Below are 23,180 nucleotides of genomic sequence, written 5' to 3' on the forward strand. Positions count from 1 at the left end.
TAGAGGTCCGGCGGCCGGTCCGCGCTACAGCCCCTCCGGCAGCCAGCCGTCCCCGGACGGGTACATCTCGGTGGCGTCGTCCCGCCGGCCGGGCCGCACGATCCGGCCCAGCCGGGACTCCGACGGATCGGCGAACACGTGCAGCCCGAACCGGTCCGACAGCGCCCGGCACACCGCGACCCCGCGGGCGGAGTTGCCGTGCCGGTCCAGGCCGGGGGAGTGCACGCCGACCCCGATGGCGTCCGGGATGACGGCCAGGATCGCGCCGGACACGCTGGACTTGGCCGGGATGCCGACGTCGTAGTGCCACTGCCCGGCGGCGTCGTACATGCCGCACATGCTCATCACGCTGAGCACGTCGCGGGTGTAGGTGCGGGGCAGCGCCGGGACGCCGGTGAACGGGTTCGCGCCGCCGCGGGCGATGGTGGCGGCCATCGTCGAGAGCTCGACGCTGCTGACGCACACCGAGCACGCCGCCAGGTACACGTAGAGGTTGTCCTCGATGTTGCCGTGCAGCATGCCGAGGCTGCGCATGAGGTAGGACAGCGAGACGTTGCGGTCGTTGGAGACGAGCTGCTCGGCGAGGATGTCCTCGTCCACGGTGAGATCGGGGTTCCCGGCGTAGATCCGCAGCCGGGTGAGCAGCCGCTCGACCTTCTCCTCCTTGGTCGAGCCGTGCACGAGGTTCACCGCGACCAGCGCCCCGGCGTTGATCATGGGGTTGAACGGGCGGTTGTTGACCTCGTCGAAGCTGATCGAGTTGAACGGGTCGCCGGAGGGCTCGACGCCGACCCGGAGCATGACCTCCTCGCGGCCGTTGTCCTCCAGGGCGAGTCCGTAGGTGAAGACCTTCGAGATGGAGTGCAGCGGGAACCGGACGTCGGCGTCGCCGACCTGCCACTGGGTGCCGTCGACGTCGGTGGCGGCCAGGCCGAACACGTCGGCGCGGGCCGCCATCGACGGCGGGTAGTAGGAGACCACCCGGCCGTCCGGGATGCCGCCGGGGCGGCCGACGACCTGGTGCAGCTCCTCGAGCTGCTGCTGGACGATCTCGCGCTCGGTCTGCTCCATCCCGCCCCCTCCGCCGTCGCTCGGCGCGGGGGCCCGTCCCGCCGCGACCGGTGCGCAGCGGAACCTAGATCACGCGGGCGGCTCACTCGATGCCGGGCATGATCCTCCGCCGGAGCTCGGCCAGCTCGTCCTGTACCTCCGGGTCCGCGGGGCCGGCCTTCTCCGGGGCCGGTGCGATCCCCATCGCGCGCAGCAGCCCGGTCGCCGCGGCCGCCGGGTCACCGGTCTCGCCGAGGACCGGGTGCAGCCCCTGTTCGGCGAGATGGTGGAACACCAGGTTCACCACGGTCCACGGGTTGTACGTCTCCTGGTCGGGCGTCACGGGGCCACCTCCACGTCCGGCGTCGTCGCCGCCGACGAGCCTTTCCCCAACGCGCAGGGCCGTCAACAGCCCTGTCGCAGGATGAGACACCCGGTCGCGCCCGGTCCGGTGTGTCCGGGGCGCCCGGTGCGGGCCGGTGCGCGCGGATACGATGCCGGGGTGTCCTCCGCCCGCGCCGAGCGACTGGTGAACCTGGTGCTCTGCCTGATGTCGACGCGGCAGTTCCTGTCCGCGGAACGGATCCGGGCGACCGTGCCGGGCTACGCCGAGGCGGCGAGCGACGAGGCGTTCTTCCGGATGTTCGAGCGGGACAAGGCGGAGCTGCGCGAGCTCGGCGTGCCGCTGGAGACCGGGCAGAACTCTGTGTTCGACACCGTCGAGGGCTACCGGATCGCCCGCGCCGACTACGAGCTGGGCGAGATCGAGCTGACGCCGGACGAGGCGACCGTGGTGGCGCTGGCCGGGAACCTGTGGGACTCCCCGGAGCTGGCCGGTGCCGCGCACGGGGCGCTGGTGAAGCTGCGGGCGGCCGGGGTGGAGGTCGCGGAGAACCCGGCGGCGACCGTCCGGACCGGCCTGCACGCCGGCGAACCGGCGCTCGCGCCGCTGCTGGCGGCGACCCGGACCGGGCGCGCGGTGCGGTTCGCGCACCGCCGCGGCGGGCCGGCCGGCGAGCCGATCCTGCGCGAGGTGGAGCCCTGGGGGGTGGTCTCGTTCCGCGGCCGCTGGTACCTGGTGGGGCACGACCGCGGCCGGGACGACGTGCGCTGCTTCCGGCTGTCCCGGATCCACGGCGAGATCCGGACGACCGGGCCGGAGGGCGCGGTGCGGGTGCCGGACGGGATCGACCTGCGGGAGATCGTACGCCGCTCCGCGGGGCCGCCGCCGGTCTCGGGCACGGCGCGGGTCTGGGTGGCCGGTGGCCGGGCCGCCGGGCTGCGCCGGCTGGGCCGCGAGATCGGCCCGGCCGAGCACGCCGGGCGTGCCGGGATCGAGATCGAGCTGGACGTGCGGGACCGGGAGACGGTCGCCCGCTGGCTGGCCGGGCACGGGCCGGACGTCGCCGTGCTGGACCCGCCGGAGCTGGCCGGTGCGGTCCGCGCGCTGTGGGCGGGCGCCGCGGACCTCGCGACCGGGGCCGCCCGGTGACCCGGCACGGCGTCGCGCAGCGGCTGCCCCGGCTGCTGTCGCTGGTGCCCTACCTGCGGGCCCGGCCCGGGGTGCCGGTCGCCGAGGCGGCCGCCGACTTCGGCGTCGACGAGAAGCAGCTGCGCCGCGACCTGGAGCTGCTCTGGATGTGCGGGCTCCCCGGCTACGGCCCCGGGGACCTGGTCGACCTGTCGTTCGCCGGGGACACGGTGGACGTCGTGTTCGACGCGGGCCTGACCCGGCCGCTGCGGCTCACCACCAGCGAGGCTACGGCGCTGCTGGTCGCGCTGCGGATGCTGCACCAGGCGCCGGGCGTGGTCGACTCGGACGCCGTCGCCCGGGCGATCGGCAAGATCGAGGCCGCGGTCGGGACGGCGGGGGAGCGGGCCGGCGTGGTGAGCGTCGAGTCCGGGACCGCGGACCGGGAGACCACCGCGGTCGTCCGGGGCGCGCTGGACCGCGGGCGCGCCCTGCGCATCGTCTACTTCACCGCGGGCCGGGACGCGGTGTCCCGGCGCGACGTGGACCCGATGCGGCTGGTCGTCGCCGAGGGCCGCGGCTACCTGGAGGCGTGGTGCCGGCGGGCGGCGGGCGTCCGGATGTTCCGGCTGGACCGGGTCGAGCAGGCCGAGGAGCTCCCGGAGCCGGCCCGCCCGCACCCGGAGGCCGAACCGACCGACGTCACGCACGGCCTGTTCAGCCCGCGCTCGGAGCACCGGCACGCGGTGCTGGAGCTGGACCCGCAGGCGCACTGGGTGGCCGAGTACTACCCGGTGGACGACGTGCGGGCCCCGGAGCCGGGCGCCGACGGCCCGGCGCCCGGGCCCGGCGGTGTGCTGCGCGTGCTGATCCGGTTCGCCGACCCGGACTGGCTGGTCCGGCTGGTGCTGGGGCTGGGCGGGCGGGCCCGGATCGTCGAGCCCGCCGAGCTGGCCACGGCGGTGCGCGAGCGCGCCCGGGAGGCCCTCGCGATGACTGACGGAGCGTGACAGTACGATCACGTTCGGCTTCGTCGCGGGAACGTGAACTCGCGATGACGATCGCTTGGTTCATGCCGGGCACACAGGGACGGCACAGGTGCCGTGCGTAGACTCGGCCAGGTCGAGATCGACGGAGGTTGACACCATGCCCGGTGGCTACGAGTGGCTCATCATCATCGCGGTGCTGCTGCTGCTGTTCGGCGCGAAGAAGCTCCCCGAGATGGCGCGTTCGGTCGGCCAGTCCGCCCGCGTGTTCAAGGGTGAGATGAAGGGTCTGAAGGACGACGACGCCCGTTCGCAGGCGGCGGGATCGGACAAGGCCGCCGAGGCGCCTGCCCCGCAGGAGCTGCCGGCCGCCTCGGCCCCGCAGCGCCAGGCCGAGCCGGCCCCGCAGCAGCCGCAGGACCGCGGCGCGGGTTCCACGAACTGAGGTATCCAGCGCCGTGAAGTCGCCGTTCCGTCGGAAGCGCACCGTCAATCCCGACGGGACCATGACGCTGATCGAGCATCTCTACGAGCTGCGCAACCGGCTCGGGATCTCGCTCGCCGCGATCGCGGTGACCACGGTGTTCGGCTACATCTGGTTCGAGGTGTCGTTCTTCGGCTGGTCCAGCCTGGGCGAGCTGCTCAAGGAGCCGTACTGCTCGCTCCCGGCGACCTCGCGGGCGTCTTTCAACGCCGACCCGAACTCGTGCACGCTGCTCGGCACGACGCCGTTCGACCAGTTCATGCTGCGGCTGAAGGTCGGCGCGACGGCCGGGGTGATCCTGGCCTGCCCGATCTGGCTCTACCAGTTCTGGGGCTTCATCACGCCGGGGCTGCTGAAGAAGGAGCGGCGCTACGCGCTGAGCTTCGTCTCGGTGGCGGCGCTGCTGTTCGTCACCGGCGCCGTGCTCGCCTACCTGATCATCCCGCAGGCGCTCGGCTTCCTGCTGACCATCGGTAGCGAGATCCAGACGACGGCGCTGACCGGCTCGTCGTACTTCTCGCTGGTTGTCAACCTGATCGTCATCTTCGGCGTCAGCTTCCTGATCCCGCTGGTCGTGGTGGCGCTCAACGCCGCCGGGGTGGTCACCTACGCGGCGCTGGCGAAGGCCCGCCGCGGCCTGGTCTTCGGCCTGTTCGTGTTCGCCGCGATCGCGACGCCCGGGCAGGACCCGATCTCGATGCTCGCGCTGGCGTTCGCGCTGACGCTGCTGTTCGAGGGCGCGATCCAGATCTGCCGGTTCAACGACCGCCGCAAGGCCCGCAGGCGGGTCGAGGAGGGCTGGGACGGGCTCGACCCGGACACCCCGTCGCAGATCGACACCACGCCGTCCCGGCTCGACGGGCCGTCCCGGATCGACGAGCCGTCCGACGTCGCGGGCAGCACCCGGACCGCCGCGCCGCCGGTGGCGACCCGCCCGCCGGACCCGACGCCGCCGCAGCAGCGCCGTGACGATCCGGCCCCCGGCTACGACGACATCACCTGAGCCCTCCGCACCGTGTCCCCCGCACCGCGGGTGGCCGCGGACACGTCCGTAGGCTCGTCCCGGACCGGGATCGGCGGGCAGGACAGGCGAGGAGTGGGTCGGGGCGCATGAAGTACAACCGGGTGGTCATCAAGCTCAGCGGGCAGGCGATGGCCGGTGACGACGGCTTCGGCTTCTCGGCCCCCGCGCTGACCCACCTGGCGTCCCAGATCCAGCAGGTCCGCGCGCTGGGCGTGCAGATCGCCGTGGTCGTCGGCGGCGGCAACGTGTTCCGCGGGAACCGCTCCGACTCCTGGGGCATCGACCGCGTCGAGGCCGACAACATCGGCATGCTCGGCACCGTTATCAACAGCCTGCTGCTGCGCGGCAAGCTCTCCGCCGGCGGCGAGGACAACGTCCGGGTGATGACCGCGATCCCGATCAACGCGGTCGCCGAGCCGTTCCTGCGGCTGCGCGCCAAGCGGCACCTGGACAAGGACGCCATCCTGATCTTCTCCGGCGGGAACGGGCAGCCCTTCATCACCACCGACTACCCGAGCGTGCAGCGGGCGCTGGAGATCGGCGCGGACGCCCTGCTCGTCGCCAAGCACGGCGTCGACGGCGTCTACGACACCGATCCGCGCAAGGACTCCGACGCCCGCCGCTACGAGCGGCTGCCCTACGACGAGGTGCTCTCCCGCCGGCTCGCGGTGATGGACCAGACCGCGTTCATCCTGGCCCGCGACCACGGCCTGCCGCTGCACGTGTTCGACATCGAGAAGGACGGCCTGATGGCCGCCATCTGCCGTGGTGAGCACCACGGGACCGAGATCAACTCCGACATCGTGGAGCCGGAGTTCGCGCAGGACGCGTGACCGCCGTCTCCGCACCGGCGGTGTCCCGGCACACCGTCGGGGGTGTGTGACAGCCTGGGGCCGTGAGTACCCGTGCAGGGAGCAGCGACCCGGCCGCCGCCTACGCGGCGGCGAAGGCGAGGGCCGCGCATCCGCGGCTCGCCGAGTTCACCGGTCTGCTGCCGTTCGAGCTGGACGGCTTCCAGCGGGAGGCGTGCGAGGCCCTGGAGGACGGGCACGGCGTGCTGCTGTGCGCGCCCACCGGCGCCGGGAAGACGGTCGCCGGCGAGTTCGCCGTGCACCTGGCGCTCACCGAGGGCCGCAAGTGCTTCTACACCACCCCGATCAAGGCGCTGTCCAACCAGAAGTACGCCGATCTCGTCGACCGCTACGGCGCCGACGCGGTCGGTCTGCTGACCGGTGACACCGCCGTCAACGGGGACGCGCAGGTGGTCGTCATGACCACCGAGGTGCTCCGGAACATGATCTACGCCGACTCCGACGCCGCGGCGAACCGCAGGCTCGACCATCTCGGCTACGTCGTCATGGACGAGGTGCACTACCTCGCCGACCGCTTCCGCGGCGCGGTCTGGGAGGAGGTCATCCTCCAGCTGCCCGAGCACGTCGCCGTGGTCGGGCTGTCCGCGACGGTGAGCAACGCCGAGGAGTTCGGCGACTGGCTGGTCGAGGTCCGCGGGGACACCACCGTCGTCGTCGACGAGCACCGGCCGGTCCCGCTGTGGCAGCACATGATGGTCGGCAACCGGCTGTTCGACCTGTTCGGCGAGCGGCGGCGGCCCGGCGACGGCGCGGCCGAGCTGGTGGTCGATCCGGATCTCGTGCGCTACACCCGCGAGATGCAGCGCCGGGACTTCGCCGGAGCGCGGGCCGCCGACCGGGCCGGCGACCGCGGCCCGCGCTCCGGCGGTGGGCGCGGCCGCGGCGGCCCGCGGGACCGCAACCGCACCCGCGGCGGGCGCGACGCGCGCACCGACGCGACCGCCGTCGTCGGCCGCGGGCCGCGGCCGGGCGGCCCCGGCCGGCCCGGCGAGTTCCGGCCGCCGTCCCGGGTCCAGGTGATCGACCGGCTGGACCGGGAGGGGCTGCTCCCGGCGATCACGTTCGTGTTCTCCCGGGCCGGGTGCGACGCCGCCGTCGGGCAGTGCGTGCGGGCCGGGATCCGGCTCACCGAGCCGGACGAGGTCGACGAGATCCGCCGGATCGTCGAGAAGCACACCGGCGACCTCCCGCAGGCCGACCTGGGCGTGCTGGGGTACTGGGAGTGGCGGGAGGCGCTCGAACGCGGCGTCGCCGCGCACCACGCCGGTATGCTGCCCGCGTTCAAGGAGACAGTCGAGGAGCTGTTCGTCGCCGGCCTGGTGCGGTGCGTGTTCGCCACCGAGACGCTGGCGCTGGGCATCAACATGCCGGCCCGCACGGTGGTGTTGGAGCGGCTGGTCAAGTTCAACGGCGAGGCGCACGTCGACCTGACGCCGGGGGAGTACACCCAGCTCACCGGCCGGGCCGGGCGGCGCGGGATCGACGTCGAGGGGCACGCGGTCGTGCTGTGGACGCCCGGGATGGACCCGGAGCAGGTCGCCGGGCTGGCGTCCACCCGGACCTACCCGCTGCACAGCTCGTTCCGCCCGGTCTACAACATGTCGGTCAACCTGGTCGGCCGGCTGGGCACGGACGCCGCCCGCGAGCTGCTGGAACGCTCGTTCGGCCAGTTCCAGGCGGACCGCTCGGTGGTCGGCCTGGCCCGCCGGATCGACCGCAACACCGAGGCGCTGGCCGGCTACCGGGAGTCGATGACCTGCCATCTCGGTGACTTCGCCGAGTACGCCGAGCTGCGCAGGCGGATCTCCGAGCGGGAGAAGTCGCTGCGCAGGCAGAACACCGCGGTCGCCCGGGAGGAGACCGCCGAGTCGCTGCGCGAGCTGCGCCCCGGCGACGTGATCGCCGTCCCGTCCGGCAGGCGGGCCGGGATCGCGGTCGTGCTCGACCCGGGCGTGGGCGCGGTGTCGGCGAACGGCCGCGACGATCCCGAGCCGCGGCCGCTGGTCTGCACCGAGGACCGCTGGGCGGGTCGGCTGTCCGCGGCCGACTTCCCGGCGGCGGTCGAGGTGTTGGGCCGGATCAAGCTGCCGAAGCGGGTCGAGCACCGGTCCCCGCAGGTCCGCCGGGACCTCGCGTCGTCGCTGCGGAACTCGCGCATCCGCCCGCCGGACAGCGGCGGCGGCCGCCGCGGCAGGCACGGCGCGCAGGACGATCCGGAGCTGGTCACGCTGCGCCGGGCGCTGCGCGTGCACCCCTGCCACGGCTGCGACGACCGGGAGGCGCACGCCCGGTGGGCCGAGCGGCACCAGCGGCTGGAGCGGGAGACGGAGTCGCTGCGGCAGAAGGTCCGGGCGACCACGAACTCGCTGGCGCGGGCGTTCGACCGGATCCGGGCGCTGCTGTCCGAGCGCGGCTACCTGGTCCCGGCCGACGAGGCCGGGCCCGGCGAGGACGAGGTGACCGCGCACGGCCGGGTGCTCGCCCGGCTGTGGGGCGAGTCGGACCTGCTCGCCGCGGAGTGCCTGCGGCACGGCGTGTGGGACGGTCTCGAACCGGACGAGCTGGCCGCGGTGGTCTCGGCGCTGGTGTACGAGTCCCGCCGGGACGACGCGCCGATGCCGCGGCTGCCCGCCGGGCCGGTGGCCGACGCGCTGGAGCGGACCGTCGCGCTGTGGGACGAGCTGGACGCCGACCAGCGCCGGCACAAGGCGGAACGCACCCGTGCCCCCGACCTGGCGTTCGCCTGGCCGATGCACCGCTGGGCGCGCGGGGAGTCCCTCGCACAGGTTCTGGAGGCCGCCGAACGGAACGGGCACGAGCTGTCCGCGGGCGACTTCGTACGCTGGGCCCGACAGGTGCTCGACCTGCTCGACCAGATCGCCGGCGTCGCCGGCCGGTCGAGCGGCGTCGGGCGGGCCGCGCACCGGGCGTCCGGTGCGGTGCGCCGCGGCGTCGTCGCGGCGGGCATGGAATGAGGCGCCCGGTGCGACACCTCCGGGCGGACGACGGACGGGCGAGAGGTCGGCGATGAGCAACCCGCAGGGACCGGAGCGGCGTGGCGCGGACGACGCGGACGCCACTGAGCAGACGGGGGAGATCCCGGCGTGGGGCACCCCGCCGCCGGGCGGGTGGGGTGCCGACCCGGAGTCGACCGGGGCCTGGGCCCCCGGGTGGGACGGCGACGAGGACCGGGCCCGGCAGGCGGACACCGGCGGATGGGCGCAGCAGGACGCCGGCGGCTGGGCCGGCACCCAGCAGGACGGCGCCGGCGGCTGGGCCGGCACCCAGCAGGACGACGCCGCCGGTGGCTGGGCGGGTACACCGCAGGACGCCGGTGGCGGCTGGGGCGCCGCGCCGCAGCGGGATCCCGGCGCCGGGGACCCGGCGGGCGCGCAGCAGGACGGCACCGGGAGCTGGGCCGGCGCGCAGCAGGACGGCGCGCCCTGGGGCGACGAGGCACCGCAGGCCCAGGACGACACCTGGGCCGTCCCGACCGGGCGCCGCCGCAGGCGCCGGGCGGCCGAGGAGCCGACCGACGCGGTGCCGGCGTCGTCCCCGTCGTCGGCCTGGGCCGGGGACACCACGACCGCGCAGCCCGCCGACGGTGGCTGGGGCGCCGACCAGCCGTGGGCGCCGCCGGAGAAGGTGCAGCGCCCGTCCGGCACCCGCACCTGGATCCTGGCCGGCGGCGCCGTGCTGCTGGTCGCCGTGCTCGCGCTGTCCGCGTTCGTCTGGCCGGCCTGGGCGATCACCCGCCAGCTCGACCAGACCGCGCTGCAGGCGGGCGTCAACCAGGTCCTCACCGAGGACTACGGGCTCGAGGTCGGCGCCGTGCAGTGCCCGGACGACGTCGTCGTGTCGGCCGGGACGGCGTTCTCCTGCCAGGCGGTGGTGGACGGCGAGCAGGTCGAGGTCCCGGGCCTGGTCACCTCCGACGAGGGCGACTACCAGGTCAACCGGGTCTGACCGGAATCGGGTGGCGGCCCGCCGCGGCACCCGGAAGGCTCGGCGGACGTGAGCGCAGAGCACGACGTGGCAGTCCTGACCGATCCCGCCGACCGGCGCGCCGCCTACGAGGTGTTCCGCCGGACCCTGCACCGCGGCCCGGTCCCGGAGGCCGACTGGGAGTCGCACGGCCAGTCGCCGGACGAGCACTGGCTGGGGGTGCGCGGCGCCGACGGCGAGCTGGTCGGCAGCGCGTTCTCCTTCCCGTCCCGGCTGACCCTGCCCGGCGGCGGCCGGATCGACGCGGCCGCGGTCAGCGCGGTCGGTGTCCGCGCCGACCACACCCGGGCCGGCCGGCTCACTGCGCTGATGCGCACCCAGCTGGGCGCCGCCCGGGACCGCGGCGACGCCGCCGCCGTGCTGCGGGCCAGCGAGGCCGCGATCTACGGCCGGTTCGGCTACGGCATCGCCTCCCGCGGCAACCACGTGCAGGTCGCCGCCCGCCCGCAGTGGCGGCCGGACACCCCGGCGCCGGGCCGGGTCCGGATGCTCGGCGCGACCGAGGCCGGCAAGCTCCTGCCCGAGCTGCAGGACCGGCTCGCCGGGTCGCGGCCCGGCGCGATCACCCGCAACGCCCGGTGGTGGCGGCGCGGGATCGACCCCGGCGGCGAGTCGGCCGCCGAGTACCGGGGCATCGCCGTGCACACCGGCCCGGACGGCGACGACGGGTTCGTCGTGTGGGGCGTGCGGGACGGGAAGCGGTTCGGCGAGGACGAGATCGTCGTGCACGACCTGTGGGCCGGCTCGCCGTCGGCGACGTCGGGGCTGTGGCGGTTCCTCACCGGGATCGACCTGTCCACCGGGGTGCTCGCCTGGGCCCGGCCGCGCGACGAGGACCTCGACCTGATGCTGGCCGATCCGCGGCTGCACCGGATCGTCGGCCGCGGCGACGATCTGTGGCTCCGGATCGTCGACGTGCCGGCCGCGCTCGGCGCCCGCAGCTGGGGCGACGGCGACCCGGTGGTGCTCCGGCTGCACGATCCGCTGTTCGACGACGCGGGCACCTGGCGGCTCGGCCCGGACGGTGCCGTCGCCGCCGGCGGTGCCCTGCCGGACCTGGAGTGCGGCCTGGAGTCGCTCGCGCAGGCGTTCCTGGGCGACCGGCCGCCGTCCGCGCTGGTCGCGGCCGGCCGCTGGACCGAGCACACGGCGGGAGCCGGGGCCACCGCGGACGCGCTGTTCGCGGTGCCCGGCCCGGCGCCCTGGTCCGGCACCTTCTTCTGACGCCGCGCCGGTCAGGCCCGCGCGGCCGGGCCCTCGGCGTAGGTGAGCGCGACCGTCAGCGCCGCGAGATCGGCCGGATCGGCCGGGTCCCGGCCGGTCACCGCCCGGATCCGGCCGATCCGCTTGCGCACCGAGTTCGGGTGCAGGTACATCCGCCTGCCGCACTCGCGGACCGAGCCCGCGCAGGCGACCAGGGTGCGCACCGTCGCCAGCAGCTCGGTGCCGTGCACCCGGTCGTGCCGGGCCAGCGGCTCCCACAGGTGCTCGTGGAAGGGCTGCAGGTAGGCCGCCGGCAGGCAGCGGGCCAGCGAGTCGAGCGAGGCGAGATCCGCCGCGGTGGCCGGGCGGCCCCGGGACCGGGCGAGATCGAACGCGGCGACCGCCTGCGCGAGCAGCCGCGGCAGGTCCGACGGCCGGCCCGGCCCGCTGGTCCCCTCGGCCGGGCCCGCCGCGGCCGACGGCGGCTCCCCGGCCCGGTGCAGCACGACGATGCGGTCGCCGAGATCGGCCACCAGCGTCCGGCCGGACGCCGACACCGCCGGGCCGGGCGCCGATCCCCGGGCGTGCACGCTGACCTGCAGCGCCCGCTGGTCGCCGTCCAGCCCCGGGGCCCGCTGCAGCAGCACCTCGGGACCGGCCCGGCCGAGCCGCACCAGCTCCACCAGGTGCCCGTTCTGGCTGCGCTCCTGGTGGGCCATCCGCTCCCGGGACAGCTGCTCGGTGAAGTGGATGAACGGCACGTCGGTCGGGATCTCGAAGACCGGGATGCCGCGCCGGTTCGCCTCGCGCACGAGCACCGGCGGCGCGCTCGCGTGCACGACCCCGATCGCGTACCCGATCGCCGCCGGCCGGGTCGGCGCCAGCGCGGCGACGAACGCCCGGCAGGCGGCGGCGTCGGCCATCGACAGCCCGGTCACCAGCACCAGCTCCGAGCCGCGCAGGTAGGGGGACGGATCGGGCAGGTCTGTGGCCTGCGCCCAGCGCACCGGGCGGTCCAGGCCGGTCTCCGCACCGACCAGCCGCAGCCCGGGCGCCCAGCCCAGCACGTCCCGCACCACGATGAGCGGTTCGTCCGGTCCGGCGAGCACGCCGTGACGCTAGGCGCGTGCGGTCACGCGGGTGTGAACCCGGTTGTCCGTCGTGTTGCCGGGCGGTGTGCGATCGGACACCACCCGGCGGTGATCGGGTGCGATCGGGACAGGACCGGGCCCCGCCCCTGGTGGCCGGCCGGTCCGGGACCGTCCCATCAGGAGGCCCCCGTCGTCCCCGAACCCGTCCGAGGTGTCCCGTGGCCACTCCACCGACCTCCGCTGCGCCGGCCCGCACGGCCGTGATCGACCGGGACCGGCCGCTGGAGCGGATACCGGTCGCCGAACGCAAGGGCGTGGCGTCGGTCGCCGTCGTCATCGCCGGATTCGGCTTCTTCACCCCCACGATGATCACCGGTGGCGCGGTGGCGTCGGAGTTCTCGTTCGCCACGTTCGCGGTGCTCGCCCTGACCGCGGCGGCCGTGCTGGCGCTCTACATCGCCGCGCTCGGGATCGCCGCCGGGCGCACCGGGCTCACCACGGTGCTGCTGTCCCGGCTGGTGCTGGGCCGGCTCGGCGGGAAGTGGGCGTCGATCCTGCTCGGCGGCACCCAGGTCGGCTGGTACGGGATCACCATCGCGGTGCTCGGCGACCTGCTCGGCACCGCGCTGGGCGTCCCCACCTGGCCGGTCGTGCTGCTCGGCGGGATCGCGATGGCGGTCACCGCCTACTACGGCTTCCGCGGCATCGAGTTCCTGTCCTGGATCTCGGTCCCGCTGATGACGCTGCTCTGCGTGTGGATCGCGGTCGGCGCGGTCGGCAACGCCGGCGGCTGGTCCGGGCTGCTGGCCCAGGACGGCGCCGGCACGCTGAGCGTCGGCGCCGCGCTGACCCTGCTGATCGGCACCTTCGTCAGCGGCGGCACCCAGATCGGCAACTGGACCCGGTTCTCCGCGGGCGGCCGGCTCGCGTTCGGCGTGACCGCGGTGACGATCATGGTCGTGCAGTCGGCGATGCTGCTCTTCGGCGGCATCGGCGCCATCGGCTTCGGCGAGCCGGACCTCTCCGGCATCCTGATCATGACCGGCTCGATCGGGCTGGCCGTCTTCCTGATCATCTCGAACCTCTGGACGACGAACGACAACGCCGCGTACGCCTTCGGGGTGGCCGGTGCCGAGCTGACCGGCCGCCCGGACAAGCGGCCGTTCGTCGTCGGCGGCGTGGCGGTCGCGATCGTGCTCGCGCTGACCGGCGTCACCGACGGCCTGACCACCTTCCTGGTCGTGCTCGGCGTGCTCATCCCGCCGCTCGGCGGGGCGATCATCGGCACCTTCCTCGGTCCGTGGCGGCGCCGGGACCCGGGCACCGCGCTGGACGTGGTCGGCGCGGTGCGCCTGCCCGGCCTGCTCGCCTACCTGGGCGGCACCGCGGCCGCCGTCGTCGGGGCCTGGTTCGACGTGGGCATCCCCGCGGTGCAGGGGATCCTCGTCGCGGCTCTGCTGGCGGCTCTGCTGCCTGCTCTGCTGCCTGTGCCGGGCACCGGCCGCCGGGCGGTGCGGCGCTGATGGCACTGGTCCTCCGCGACGCCGAGGTCCTCACGATGGACGCCGACACCGGGGCCACCCCGGTCCGGCGCAGCATCCGGATCGACGGCGACACCATCACCGAGGTCGGCGCGCGGGTGCGCACCGACGACACCGACACCGTGCTCGACGGCCGGGACCGGCTGGTCTGCCCCGGCTTCGTCAACGCCCACACGCACTCCTGGGAGTACCTGGCGAAGGGCCGCTACGACAACCTGCCGCTCGAGCTGTGGATGCTGTACAGCTACCCGATCCTCGGCGCCCGCCCGCTGCCGCCGGACCTGGTCCGGCAGCGCAGCCTGCTGTTCGCCGCCGAGTCGCTCAAGTCCGGGGTGACGACGCTGGTCGACGACGTGCTGGAGACCCCCGGCCAGGACCTCGACCAGCTCGACGCCGTCGTCGACGCCTACGACCGGATCGGGATCCGCGCCGACGTCTCCGGGCACGTGATCAACCGGCCGTTCGTCGACACCGTCCCGTACGCCGCCGACCGGCTGCCGGCCGACGTCGTCGCCGAGGTGCGGGCCCGGCCGGTGCCGACCGCGGGGGAGTACCTGGCGTTCAGCGAGGAGGCCCTGAAGCGGTACCGGGACCGGGCCGGGGGCCGGGTCCGGTACATGCTGGCGCCGTCCGGCCCGCAGCGCTGCACCGACGACCTGATCAGCGGCGCGGCCGAGCTCGCCGTCGCACACGACGTGCCGTGCCACATCCACGCGCTGGAGACCAAGGTGCAGGCCGTCACCGGCCGCGAGTTCCACGGCCGCACGCTGGTCGAGCACCTGCACCGGATCGGCGGGCTGACCCCCAACACCACCCTCGCGCACGGCATCTGGGTCACCGACGCCGACATCGACCTGCTCGCCGGGCACGACACCTGCGTCGCCCACAATCCGGTGTCGAACCTCAAGCTCGGCTCGGGCATCGCGCCCTGGCGGAGCTACCACCGGGCCGGGGTCACGCTCGGGCTGGGCACCGACGGCTGCTCCAGCAGCGACACCCCCCGGATGCACGACGTGCTCAAGGCCGCCGCCCTGCTGCACAAGGTCACCGGGCCCGACCACCACGACTGGCCGCGGGCCGACGAGGTGCTGCGGGCCGCGACGGCCGGCGGCGCACGCACCGCGCGCCGGCACCGCGAGATCGGCACCATCGCCCCCGGCATGCAGGCCGATCTGCTCGTCTACGACCTGTCCACCCTCGCCTTCACCCCCCGCAACCGGGCCGAGCTGCAGCTCGTCCACTCGGAGAACGGCTCGTCGCTGCGCCGGGTGCTGGTCGCCGGCCGCACCGTCGTGGAGGACGGCAGGCTCACCACCGTCGACGAGGACGCGCTGCGCGCCGAGCTCACCGCCCTGCTGCCGGACATCCGGGCCGGGCAGGACCGCATCGAACGGCAGAACGACGTCTTCGCCGCGGCGTTCGAGTGGATGCACCGGACCTGCGCCGCGCAGGACGTGGGGGTGCACCGCTGGTCCGGCCCGGACCCGTCACGGAGCCGGGACGGCTGAGGGACCGGTCCGGCCGGGATCAGCGCCGCCGGCGGGCCCGGACGACGGCGTCGTGGGCGATCACCTCGTACCCGTCCGGGTGCGTCACCGGATGCGGCCGGGCGTCGGCGGCCTGCACCTCCCACTCCGCCTCGTCGAGATCGGCGGCGAGCTCGATCTCGTCGGCGAACAGGTCCCGGTCGTGCGGGCGGCGCAGCGGCCCGTCCAGGTCCTTCGGGTGGTGGGCGACCAGCAGCAGCGTCCCGCCCGGTGCGACGGCGGCGGCGAGCCGGGCGTACGCGGGCCGGCGCAGCGCCGACGGCAGGTGCAGGTACTGGGCCGTGACCAGGTCGAACGCCCGCTCCGGCGGCTGCTGGGTGCGCAGGTCGGCGACGTCGAGGGTGATCCGGTCGGCGACCCCGGCCGCCGTCGCCGCCGCCCGGGTCCGGTCCACCGCCACCGTCGAGACGTCGGTCGCGGTCACCTGCCAGCCGCGCCCGGCCAGCCAGACCGCGTCGCCGCCCTCACCGCAGCCGGCATCGAGCGCGCGGCCGGGTTCGAGCGCGGCCGCGTCGGTGACCAGCCAGCGGTTCGGGTTCCCGCTCCACAGGTGCTCCTGGGTCGAGTAGTGTGCGTCCCAGAAGGCGGCCGACCACTGGTCGGCCGCCGGATCGGGATGCCGGTGCCGGGCCGCGACGGCCGCCGCGACGTCGGCGGTCAGCAGGTCCCGGGTGATCGCCGCGGCGGCGGTCGCCCCGGCCGCCACCGCCACCGGGACGGTCGCCATCGGGTCGGTGACGTTCCCGGCGGCGTACAGCCCGGGCACACCGGTCGCCCCCATCGCGTCGACCGGCAGGTGATCGCCGAGCCCGGACGGGTGCGCGACCGGGACCAGCCCCAGCCCGTCGAGGAACCCGGCGCGGGCCCGGACCGGCGGGGACACGGCGAGCGCGTCGCAGGGCACGACGGTGCCGTCGGCGAGCCGTACCCCGGTCAGCCGGTCTCCGTCGGACCCGCCGCCGGACTCGAGGCCGGCCACCCGCCCGTCGACGACGGTGATGCCGCGGGCGGCGAACCCGGCCCACTGCTCGTCGTCGGGCTCCGGGCCGGTGTGCAGGAACAGCGTGACGGCGTCGGTCCAGCGGGTCACCAGCTGGGCCTTCACCAGGTCGTGCGGACCGGTGCAGAGCACCCCGATCCGGCTGTCGCGGTGCTCCCAGGCGTGGCAGAACGGGCAGCCGAACACCGCGCCGCCCCAGTGCCCGGCGAGCCCGTCGAGATCGGGCAGCTCGTCGGTCAGCCCGGTGCTGACGAGCAGCGCGCGCCCGGTCCGGCGCTGCCCGTCGGCGGTGGTCACGGTGAACCCACCGGTGGCGTCGGCGGTGGCGGACACGACGCGCGCGTCCTGCACGACGCCGCCGTAGCCGCTCACCTCGGCCCGGCCGATCCGGGCGATCTCGGCGGGCGGCAGGCCGTCCCGGGTGAGCCAGTTGTGCACGCCGGCGGCCGGTGCGTTGCGGGGCGTCCCGTCGTCGAGCACCAGCACCCGCCAGCGGGCCCGGGACAGGGTGAGCGCGGCGGACAGGCCGGCCGCGCCGCCGCCGATGACGATCACGTCGTACGAGGTCATGGTGTCCAGGCTGCCCCGCTCCGGCGCGCAATGGCAAAGGTCGTTGCCGGAGTGGCAAAGTGACGGCATGGACGACGCCATCGCGGACACCCTGGCAGGGGTCGGCCCGCGGCTCGCCGGGCTGCGCACCGGGCGCGGGATGACCCTCGCCGACCTGTCGGAGGCCACCGGCATCTCGGTGAGCACGCTGTCCCGGCTCGAGTCCGGCGGCCGGCGGCCCACCCTGGAACTGCTGCTGCCGATCGCGTCGGCGCACCAGGTCCCGCTCGACGAGCTGGTCGCCGCCCCGCCGGTCGGGGACCCGCGGGTCCGGCTGCGGCCGCGCCGCGCGCAGGGCGCGACCGTCGTGCCGCTGACCGAGCGTCCGGGCGGTCTGCAGGCGTACAAGATGCTCATCCCGTGGCGCGGCGACCGGCCCGATCCGCGGGTGCACGAGGGCTACGAGTGGCTCTACGTGCTCGACGGGCGGCTGCGCCTGGTGCTGGGCTCGCACGACGTCGTGCTCGGGGCCGGCGAGGCCGCCGAGTTCGACACGCACGTCCCGCACTGGTTCGGCTCCGCCGCGCCGGACCGGGCGGTCGAGGTGCTGAGCCTGTTCGGTCCGCAGGGGGAGCGGATCCACACCCGCGCCGCTCCCCGCGGCCGCTGACCGGCTCTACGCTCGTCGGCGTGACCGCCGTCCCGATCCCGGCAACGACCCGGCCGCGGTGGTTCCCGGCCGGGATCGCGGTGGCCGGGACCGCCGGGATCGCGGTCGCCGTCGCGGTCCGGTGGACGACCGGGACCGACGCGTTCCCGGCCGACCCGGTCGGCGTCCTCGCGCTCGCGGCCGGCGCACTCGCCGCGGCGCGGGTCCGGGAGCGGCTCGCCGGGGCCGGTGCGGCGACCGCGGCCGCCCACGCCGGGATGCTCGCCGGCGCACTGCTGCTCTACCTGTTCAGCGGGCTCTGCGCCGTCGTCGCCTGGCCGGGCGGCGGTCTCGCAGGCACCGTCGCCGTCGCCGTCTGGAACGTCGCCTGGGTGCCGCCGCTGGTGCTGGTCCAGCTCTGCGTGTCGGCCGCGATCCGGGCCGGTCCCGGGCGGCCGTGGACGCACCCGGCGCTCACCGCGCTGACCGGCCTCGCGGTACTGGCGGCGCTGCTGCTCAGCGAACCGGCGGCACCGTTCGCCGGGCTGCCCGCGGTCGCCCCCGAGGCGTGGGCGCACCACGCTCGCCCCGGCTGGTGACGCCGCGACGCTGCTCGGGATCGGCGCCCTGCTGATCGTCCCGGTGAGCCTGTGGCGAGCGGCGCTGACCTCGCGGGCGGCGGCCCGGGCCCGGGTCGGGATCGCCGCGGCCGGTGCCACGACGGCCCCGCTGACCGTCGCCTTCTGCCTGCTGCTCGCGATCGCCCGCGACCCGGGCCAGGTCGAACCGGAACTCGGGTCGGTGGCGTTCCTGGTCGCGCTCTCCGGCGCCACGGCCGTCGGTGCCTGGTGTGCGCTCCCGGCCGCACGCGGCCCGGCCGCACGCGGCCCGGCCGGTCCGCGCCGGGTTCGGCCTGCGCGCCGCGCGCGGGACGCCGGCCGGGGCGCCCTGAGTCACCGGTCGAAGAACGACGGCACGTCCACCGGGCCGCCCGCGGCGGCGAACTCGGCGGCGACCGCGTCGCGCAGGCCGGCGTCGTGCAGCAGATCGGCGACGACCAGCGCCAGCCCGGCCGCCCCGTCGACGACGCCCCGGTCCCCGCCCGGCCCGCCCGCCGCCTGCGCGAACCCGACGGTGTGCAGGGCGGTGCCGGGCTCGGCGATCGCCAGCATGATGGATCGACGGCACCCGCAGCGACACGTTCCCCAGGTCGGTCGATCCGGTCTCGGACTCCGGCACGACGCCGCGCGGCCAGACGGTGCGGCCCCGCTCCGTCTGGTGCACCGCCCACCGCGCGGCCAGCGTCCGGTTGTGCCGGATCGGCAGGTACGGCGGCCGCGGGTCCCAGGTCAGGGTGTAGCCGCAGCCGGTCATCGCGGCGGCACCGACCGCGATCGCCTGCACCCGCGTCGTGAGGTCGAGCAACGACTCCGGGTCCTGGGACCGCAGGTAGTAGCGGGCCGCCGCCCGCTCCGGCACGACGTTCGGCACCTGCCCGCCGTCGGTCACGATCCCGTGCACCCGGTCCCCGTCGGGCAGGTGCTGGCGCAGCATCGCCACGCCCTGGTACCCGAGCACGACGGCGTCCAGCGCGTTGCGCCCCATGTGCGGCTGGGCCGACGCGTGCGCGGCGACGCCGTGATAGGTGACCTCCAGCTGGCGCCGCCCCAGGAACGGGTGGTCGGCGATGTCGTGCGCGAACGGATGCACCATCACGGCCGCGTCGACCCCGTCGAACGCGCCGGCGCGGGCCATCGTCTCCTTGCCGCCGCCGCCCTCCTCGGCCGGGGTGCCGAGCAGTAGCACGGTGCCGATCGGGGCGTCGTCGCGGGCCAGCAGCCGGGCCAGCGCCAGGAACGCGCCGACGGCGGCCGAGCAGATGACGTTGTGCCCGCAGGCGTGCCCGATCCCGGGCAGCGCGTCGTACTCGGCGAGCACCGCGACCGTCGGGCCGGACCCGGTCCCCGCCGTCGCGCGCAGCGCGGTGTCCAGGCCGTACCCGCCGACCTCGGCGGCGATCCCGTGCAGGTCCAGCAGCGCCGCCACCGCGGCCGCCGCCCGGTGCTCGGTGAAGGCGGTCTCCGGATCGGCGTGCAGCCCGTGCGAGAGCTCCAGCAGCTGCTCGGCCAGCTCGTCGTCCACCGCAGCGGTCAGCAGCCGCCGCACCGCGGGCGGCGCCCCGTCGTGCGGCGAGGTGATCGGCTCGGCCGCCGCGGCCCGGACCGCGGTCTCCCGGGTGACGGCGTCGTCGTGGGCCCGGCTCGGCTGCAGCGGGGCCTGGTGCTCGGGACAGGTCACGCCCCGATCATGGCAGGGCTCAGGAGGCGGCCGCGTCCAGTGCCGTGCGCAGCCGCCGCACCGAGGACTCCAGGCCCCAGCGGGCGGCCAGCTCGTCGAGCCGCTCCGGATCGGCCGGCGTGCGGGGGAGCGCGGGGTCCCGGTCCAGGGCCACCGGCGCGTCGGTCACCACCCGCACCACCGGCTCGACGACGCCCAGGTAGTCGCTCGCCGCCATCAGCTTCGCCCGCACCCCGGCCGCCATCCGGCCGTCGTCCGGCCGGGTCACCGCGGCGAGCAGCTCGCCCCAGGAGTCGAACCGCCCGACCAGCGTCGCGGCCGTCTTGGCGCCGACACCGGGCACCCCGGGCAGGCCGTCCGAGGGGTCGCCGCGCAGCATCGCCATCTCCGCGTAGGCCGCGCCGGCCCGCTCCGCGGGCAGCCCGAACTTCGCCGCGACCTCGGCCGGGTCCAGCAGCTCGGCCCGGTTCAGGCCGCGCCCGATGTAGAGCAGCCGCACCTGCGGCTCGTCCCGGACGATCTGGATCAGGTCGCGGTCCCCGGACACCGCCAGCACCGGCCCGGTCCCCGCCCGGTGCGCGAGCGTCCCGATGACGTCGTCCGCCTCGTGCCCCTCGGCCCCACCGGTGCAGATCCCGGCCGCCGCCAGCACCTCCATGATCACCGGGACCTGCGGGGCGAGGGTGTCCGGCACCTCCTCCGGGACGCCCGCAGGCACCTGGTCCGCCTGGCTCGCCTCGACCACCCGGTGCGCCTTGTAGGACGGCAGCGCCGCCACCCGGAACGCCGGGCGCCAGTCCAGGTCAAGGCACGCCACCAGCTCGCGCGGCCGGTGCTCGGTGACCAGCCGGGCGATCATGTCGGTGAACCCGCGCACCGCGTTCACCGGGGTGCCGTCGGGTGCGGTAATGCTCTCCGGGACACCGAAATAGGCACGGAAGTACATGCTCGCGGAGTCCAGCAGCAGCAGCGGGCGGTCGCTCATGGGCGATGAGTTTGGCATTGGTACCCCTTGGGGAGCGCCCGGCCACCACCCGTTCGGCATGATGGGGCCGTGGAGCACAGCGGAACTGCCCCGGTGGGCAGGGGTGAGCAGGAGTGGGCCGTGGACCGCGACGGGTTCGTGCTGGCGCAGGAGCGGAACGGGCACGCGGAGGACGGCCTGGCCGAGGCCGGGCCACTGGCCAGGGAGTTCGCCGCGCTGACCGGTGAGCTGCTGGCCGCCGGCACGGTCGCCGACGTGCTGGCCAGGGTGGTCGCCGCGGTGCGCCGGGTGATCCCGGCCGCGGACCTGGTCAGCGTGACCCTGCGGGACGACGACGGCGGCTTCCACACCCCGGTCGAGACCGGCCCGGCCGCGTCCGACATCGACGCCGAGCAGTACCGCAGCGGCCGCGGGCCGTGCGTGGAGTCCGCCAGGGCCGACGGCCCGGCGCTCGCCTACACCGACGACCTGCGCTCCGACGACCGCTGGCCGGAGTTCGCCGAGGCCGCCGTCCGGCACGGCTACCTGTCGGTGCTGGCGAGCTCGCTCGTGCCCGACGCCGTCCCGCCGCGGCTGCCCGGCGCACTGAACGTGTACGGCCGGGAGCCCGGCGCGTTCGTCCCCGCCGACCGGGACCGGCTGCTGCTGCTGTCCACCCACGCCTCGCTCGCGCTCGCCTCCTGCACCGCGGTGTCCGCCGCCGGCCTGCAGGAGGCGCAGCTGCGGCAGGCGATCGCCTCGCGGGACGTCATCGGGCAGGCCAAGGGCATCCTGATGGCGCGCCGCGGGCTCACCGCCGACGCCGCGTTCGACGTGCTCCGCCGCACCTCGCAGGACCTGAACGTGAAGCTCGTCGAGATCGCCGGGACCCTCGCCGCGCGGCCCTCCGCGCTCGACGGGGAGTGACCGGCCGGACGTGACGATCGTCGCTCCCCGCAGGTGGGCAGCTGTACCCGGGCGGCGGTCGCACACCCCGCGTGCCCGCATACGCTGCGAGCCATGACCGACGCCGTCGCCACCGGGCTGTTCGCCGACCGGCTCCGCCGGGCCGGCGAGCACGCCGCCGATCAGGGCACCGACGTGCTCTTCCTGACCCCCGGTACCGACCTGCGGTACCTGACCGGATTCGAGGGTTCGTCGCACGAGCGGCTGACCTGCCTGATCGTCCCGGCGGCCGGGCACCGCGCGCCGCCCGCCCTGGTCGTGCCGTCGCTGGAGGCGCCCGGCCTGGCCGGCATCCCGCTCGACGCCCTCGGCATCGACCTCGTCACCTGGACCGACGGCGAGGACCCCTACCTGCTGGTCAGCGACCTGGCCGGGGGACCGACCCGGGTCGCGGTGGACGACGACATGCCGGCCCGGCACGTGCTCGGCCTGCGCGACGCCTTCCCGGACGTCCCGCAGACCCTCGGCGGCCCGGTGCTGCGCGAGCTCCGGATGCGCAAGGACGCGGCAGAGGTGGCCCGGCTGCGCGCCGCGGGCGAGGCGATCGACCGGGTGCACGCCCGGATCGGCGAGTGGCTCAAGCCCGGGCGGACCGAGGCCGCGGTCGCCGCCGATCTCACCGAGGCGATCCTCGCCGAGGGGCACACCGAGGCGGCGTTCGTCGTCGTCGGCTCCGGGCCGAACGGGGCCAGCCCGCACCACGACGTGTCCGACCGGGTGATCGAGCCCGGCGACGTCGTCGTCGTCGACATCGGCGGGCCGCTCCCGAGCGGCTACAACTCCGACTGCACCCGCACCTACGCGGTCGGCGCGGAGCCCGCCGCGGGCGTCCGGGAGACCTACGCGGTGCTGCAGGAGGCCCAGGAGCGCGCGGTCGCCGCGGTGCGCCCCGGCGCCACCGCCGCGTCGATCGACCGGGCCGCCCGCGAGCACATCGCCGCCGCCGGGCACGGTGCGCTCTTCATCCACCGCACCGGCCACGGCATCGGCCTGGACGTGCACGAGGAGCCCTACATCGTGGACGGCAACGACCTGGTCCTCGAGGAGGGCATGGCGTTCTCCGTGGAGCCGGGCATCTACCAGGCCGGACAGTGGGGCGCCCGGATCGAGGACATCGTCGTGGTGACCGCGGACGGCGCGGAGCGGCTCAACCGCAACCCGCGGGACCTGGTCGTCCTGTAGGGGGTGTTGTTCCGGGGTGCGCTCGGGGTATCCCCTGAGCGCGCACACGCCCCGCCCTGCCAGGGTGGGTTGTGTACCCGTCGCCCACCCCGAGGAGATCCCGGTGAACGTCCCGCAGTCCCGCAGCCTGGTCCGCCCGCGCAACGGCACGGTGATCGCCGGGGTCTGCGCCGGGCTCGCCGACCGGTTCGGCCTCGGCCGCAACACCGTGCGGCTGCTGTTCGTGCTGTCCTGCCTGCTGCCCGGCCCGCAGTTCGTGATCTACCTGGTGCTGTGGTTCATCATGCCGAAGGCCGAC

The 23,180-nt window shown here is 75.4% G+C and carries 20 protein-coding genes and 1 pseudogene; 15 read left to right on the forward strand and 6 right to left on the reverse strand.

The annotated features are described in order from the left end of the window. Nucleotides 1–24: 24 nt before the first annotated feature. Nucleotides 25–1,071 carry a glutaminase A gene (gene glsA / locus ACVJO7_RS30720; RefSeq protein ID WP_344017513.1) on the reverse strand — a complete coding sequence of 349 codons (1,047 nt, stop codon included), beginning with the start codon at nt 1,069–1,071 and terminating at the stop codon, nt 25–27. Nucleotides 1,072–1,153: 82 nt separating this feature from the next. After that, entirely contained in the window at nt 1,154–1,393 is a 240-nt protein-coding gene (locus ACVJO7_RS30725) for a hypothetical protein (RefSeq protein ID WP_344017514.1), read from the reverse strand. Between the two features lie 159 nt (nt 1,394–1,552). On the opposite strand from ACVJO7_RS30725, the gene ACVJO7_RS30730 reads away from it, so the two are divergent. The 8 genes from ACVJO7_RS30730 to ACVJO7_RS30765 all read left to right on the forward strand — a co-directional run bounded on the left by ACVJO7_RS30730 (nt 1,553) and on the right by ACVJO7_RS30765 (nt 11,116). Next, nucleotides 1,553–2,542 (forward strand): helix-turn-helix transcriptional regulator, encoded by a 990-nt coding sequence (locus tag ACVJO7_RS30730; RefSeq protein WP_491675859.1) that lies wholly within the window; start codon nt 1,553–1,555, stop codon nt 2,540–2,542. After that, on the forward strand, nt 2,539–3,531 hold the full coding sequence (locus tag ACVJO7_RS30735) for a helix-turn-helix transcriptional regulator (RefSeq protein ID WP_491675860.1): 993 nt from the start codon (nt 2,539–2,541) through the stop codon (nt 3,529–3,531). Before ACVJO7_RS30730 ends, ACVJO7_RS30735 begins: the two co-directional genes overlap by 4 nt. Before the next feature lie 136 nt (nt 3,532–3,667). After that, nucleotides 3,668–3,952: a Sec-independent protein translocase subunit TatA gene (gene tatA / locus ACVJO7_RS30740; RefSeq protein ID WP_344017517.1), complete on the forward strand. Its 285-nt coding sequence runs from the start codon at nt 3,668–3,670 to the stop codon at nt 3,950–3,952. A gap of 61 nt (nt 3,953–4,013) precedes the next feature. Further along, nucleotides 4,014–4,994 (forward strand): twin-arginine translocase subunit TatC, encoded by a 981-nt coding sequence (gene tatC / locus ACVJO7_RS30745; protein ID WP_491675861.1) that lies wholly within the window; start codon nt 4,014–4,016, stop codon nt 4,992–4,994. Between the two features lie 107 nt (nt 4,995–5,101). Next, on the forward strand, nt 5,102–5,848 hold the full coding sequence (pyrH, locus tag ACVJO7_RS30750; protein ID WP_344017519.1) for a UMP kinase: 747 nt from the start codon (nt 5,102–5,104) through the stop codon (nt 5,846–5,848). A gap of 62 nt (nt 5,849–5,910) precedes the next feature. Continuing rightward, nucleotides 5,911–8,862, forward strand: a complete 2,952-nt coding sequence (locus tag ACVJO7_RS30755) for a DEAD/DEAH box helicase (protein ID WP_491675862.1) — start codon at nt 5,911–5,913, stop codon at nt 8,860–8,862. Between the two features lie 52 nt (nt 8,863–8,914). Further along, the gene (locus tag ACVJO7_RS30760; RefSeq protein ID WP_491675863.1) at nt 8,915–9,853 is read left to right on the forward strand and encodes a DUF4333 domain-containing protein; all 939 of its coding nucleotides are present in this window, start codon (nt 8,915–8,917) and stop codon (nt 9,851–9,853) included. 48 nt (nt 9,854–9,901) lie between these two features. Then, nucleotides 9,902–11,116 (forward strand): GNAT family N-acetyltransferase, encoded by a 1,215-nt coding sequence (locus ACVJO7_RS30765; protein WP_491675864.1) that lies wholly within the window; start codon nt 9,902–9,904, stop codon nt 11,114–11,116. Nucleotides 11,117–11,127: 11 nt separating this feature from the next. On the opposite strand, the gene ACVJO7_RS30770 is transcribed toward ACVJO7_RS30765, so the two are convergent. Beyond that, nucleotides 11,128–12,204, reverse strand: coding sequence for a PucR family transcriptional regulator (locus ACVJO7_RS30770; RefSeq protein ID WP_491675865.1), 1,077 nt, complete (start codon nt 12,202–12,204; stop codon nt 11,128–11,130). 200 nt (nt 12,205–12,404) lie between these two features. Between ACVJO7_RS30770 and ACVJO7_RS30775 the strand changes: the two genes are divergently transcribed. Together ACVJO7_RS30775 and ACVJO7_RS30780 are read left to right on the forward strand one after the other, a co-directional pair. Continuing rightward, nucleotides 12,405–13,709, forward strand: a complete 1,305-nt coding sequence (locus ACVJO7_RS30775; protein ID WP_491675866.1) for a cytosine permease — start codon at nt 12,405–12,407, stop codon at nt 13,707–13,709. Beyond that, the gene (locus tag ACVJO7_RS30780; RefSeq protein ID WP_491675867.1) at nt 13,709–15,235 is read left to right on the forward strand and encodes an amidohydrolase family protein; all 1,527 of its coding nucleotides are present in this window, start codon (nt 13,709–13,711) and stop codon (nt 15,233–15,235) included. Before ACVJO7_RS30775 ends, ACVJO7_RS30780 begins: the two co-directional genes overlap by 1 nt. A gap of 19 nt (nt 15,236–15,254) precedes the next feature. On the opposite strand, the gene ACVJO7_RS30785 is transcribed toward ACVJO7_RS30780, so the two are convergent. Beyond that, nucleotides 15,255–16,844 (reverse strand): FAD-dependent oxidoreductase, encoded by a 1,590-nt coding sequence (locus tag ACVJO7_RS30785; RefSeq protein ID WP_491675868.1) that lies wholly within the window; start codon nt 16,842–16,844, stop codon nt 15,255–15,257. Nucleotides 16,845–16,911: 67 nt separating this feature from the next. Between ACVJO7_RS30785 and ACVJO7_RS30790 the strand changes: the two genes are divergently transcribed. Together ACVJO7_RS30790 and ACVJO7_RS30795 are read left to right on the forward strand one after the other, a co-directional pair. Beyond that, nucleotides 16,912–17,493 carry a helix-turn-helix domain-containing protein gene (locus tag ACVJO7_RS30790; protein WP_491675869.1) on the forward strand — a complete coding sequence of 194 codons (582 nt, stop codon included), beginning with the start codon at nt 16,912–16,914 and terminating at the stop codon, nt 17,491–17,493. Between the two features lie 20 nt (nt 17,494–17,513). Further along, nucleotides 17,514–18,071, forward strand: coding sequence for a hypothetical protein (locus tag ACVJO7_RS30795; RefSeq protein WP_491675870.1), 558 nt, complete (start codon nt 17,514–17,516; stop codon nt 18,069–18,071). 354 nt (nt 18,072–18,425) lie between these two features. Here ACVJO7_RS30795 and ACVJO7_RS30800 read toward each other — a convergent pair. Next, nucleotides 18,426–19,743, reverse strand: a pseudogene (locus tag ACVJO7_RS30800) (M20 family metallopeptidase). A 46-nt stretch (nt 19,744–19,789) separates the two neighbouring features. Next, nucleotides 19,790–20,755, reverse strand: coding sequence for a 5'-3' exonuclease (locus tag ACVJO7_RS30805; RefSeq protein ID WP_491675871.1), 966 nt, complete (start codon nt 20,753–20,755; stop codon nt 19,790–19,792). Between the two features lie 120 nt (nt 20,756–20,875). Between ACVJO7_RS30805 and ACVJO7_RS30810 the strand changes: the two genes are divergently transcribed. The 3 genes from ACVJO7_RS30810 to ACVJO7_RS30820 all read left to right on the forward strand — a co-directional run. Continuing rightward, nucleotides 20,876–21,661 (forward strand): ANTAR domain-containing protein, encoded by a 786-nt coding sequence (locus ACVJO7_RS30810; protein WP_491675872.1) that lies wholly within the window; start codon nt 20,876–20,878, stop codon nt 21,659–21,661. Nucleotides 21,662–21,754: 93 nt separating this feature from the next. Then, entirely contained in the window at nt 21,755–22,882 is a 1,128-nt protein-coding gene (locus ACVJO7_RS30815) for a M24 family metallopeptidase (protein ID WP_491675873.1), read from the forward strand. A gap of 103 nt (nt 22,883–22,985) precedes the next feature. Next, nucleotides 22,986–23,180: PspC domain-containing protein (locus ACVJO7_RS30820; RefSeq protein ID WP_491675874.1), on the forward strand; the 195-nt coding region annotated here is incomplete at its 3' end.

This window comes from Pseudonocardia sp. DxW, from assembly GCF_058448985.1.

What these genes read in the sequence shown, in the direction of transcription:
- ACVJO7_RS30815 (WP_491675873.1), top strand. Translation starts at nt 21,755, where the DNA reads ATGACCGACGCCGTCGCCACCGGGCTGTTCGCCGACCGGCTCCGCCGG.
- ACVJO7_RS30805 (WP_491675871.1), bottom strand. Translation starts at nt 20,755, where the DNA reads ATGAGCGACCGCCCGCTGCTGCTGCTGGACTCCGCGAGCATGTACTTC.
- ACVJO7_RS30790 (WP_491675869.1), top strand. Translation starts at nt 16,912, where the DNA reads ATGGACGACGCCATCGCGGACACCCTGGCAGGGGTCGGCCCGCGGCTC.
- ACVJO7_RS30780 (WP_491675867.1), top strand. Translation starts at nt 13,709, where the DNA reads ATGGCACTGGTCCTCCGCGACGCCGAGGTCCTCACGATGGACGCCGAC.
- glsA (WP_344017513.1), bottom strand. Translation starts at nt 1,071, where the DNA reads ATGGAGCAGACCGAGCGCGAGATCGTCCAGCAGCAGCTCGAGGAGCTG.
- pyrH (WP_344017519.1), top strand. Translation starts at nt 5,102, where the DNA reads ATGAAGTACAACCGGGTGGTCATCAAGCTCAGCGGGCAGGCGATGGCC.
- tatC (WP_491675861.1), top strand. Translation starts at nt 4,014, where the DNA reads ATGACGCTGATCGAGCATCTCTACGAGCTGCGCAACCGGCTCGGGATC.
- tatA (WP_344017517.1), top strand. Translation starts at nt 3,668, where the DNA reads ATGCCCGGTGGCTACGAGTGGCTCATCATCATCGCGGTGCTGCTGCTG.
- ACVJO7_RS30760 (WP_491675863.1), top strand. Translation starts at nt 8,915, where the DNA reads ATGAGCAACCCGCAGGGACCGGAGCGGCGTGGCGCGGACGACGCGGAC.
- ACVJO7_RS30785 (WP_491675868.1), bottom strand. Translation starts at nt 16,844, where the DNA reads ATGACCTCGTACGACGTGATCGTCATCGGCGGCGGCGCGGCCGGCCTG.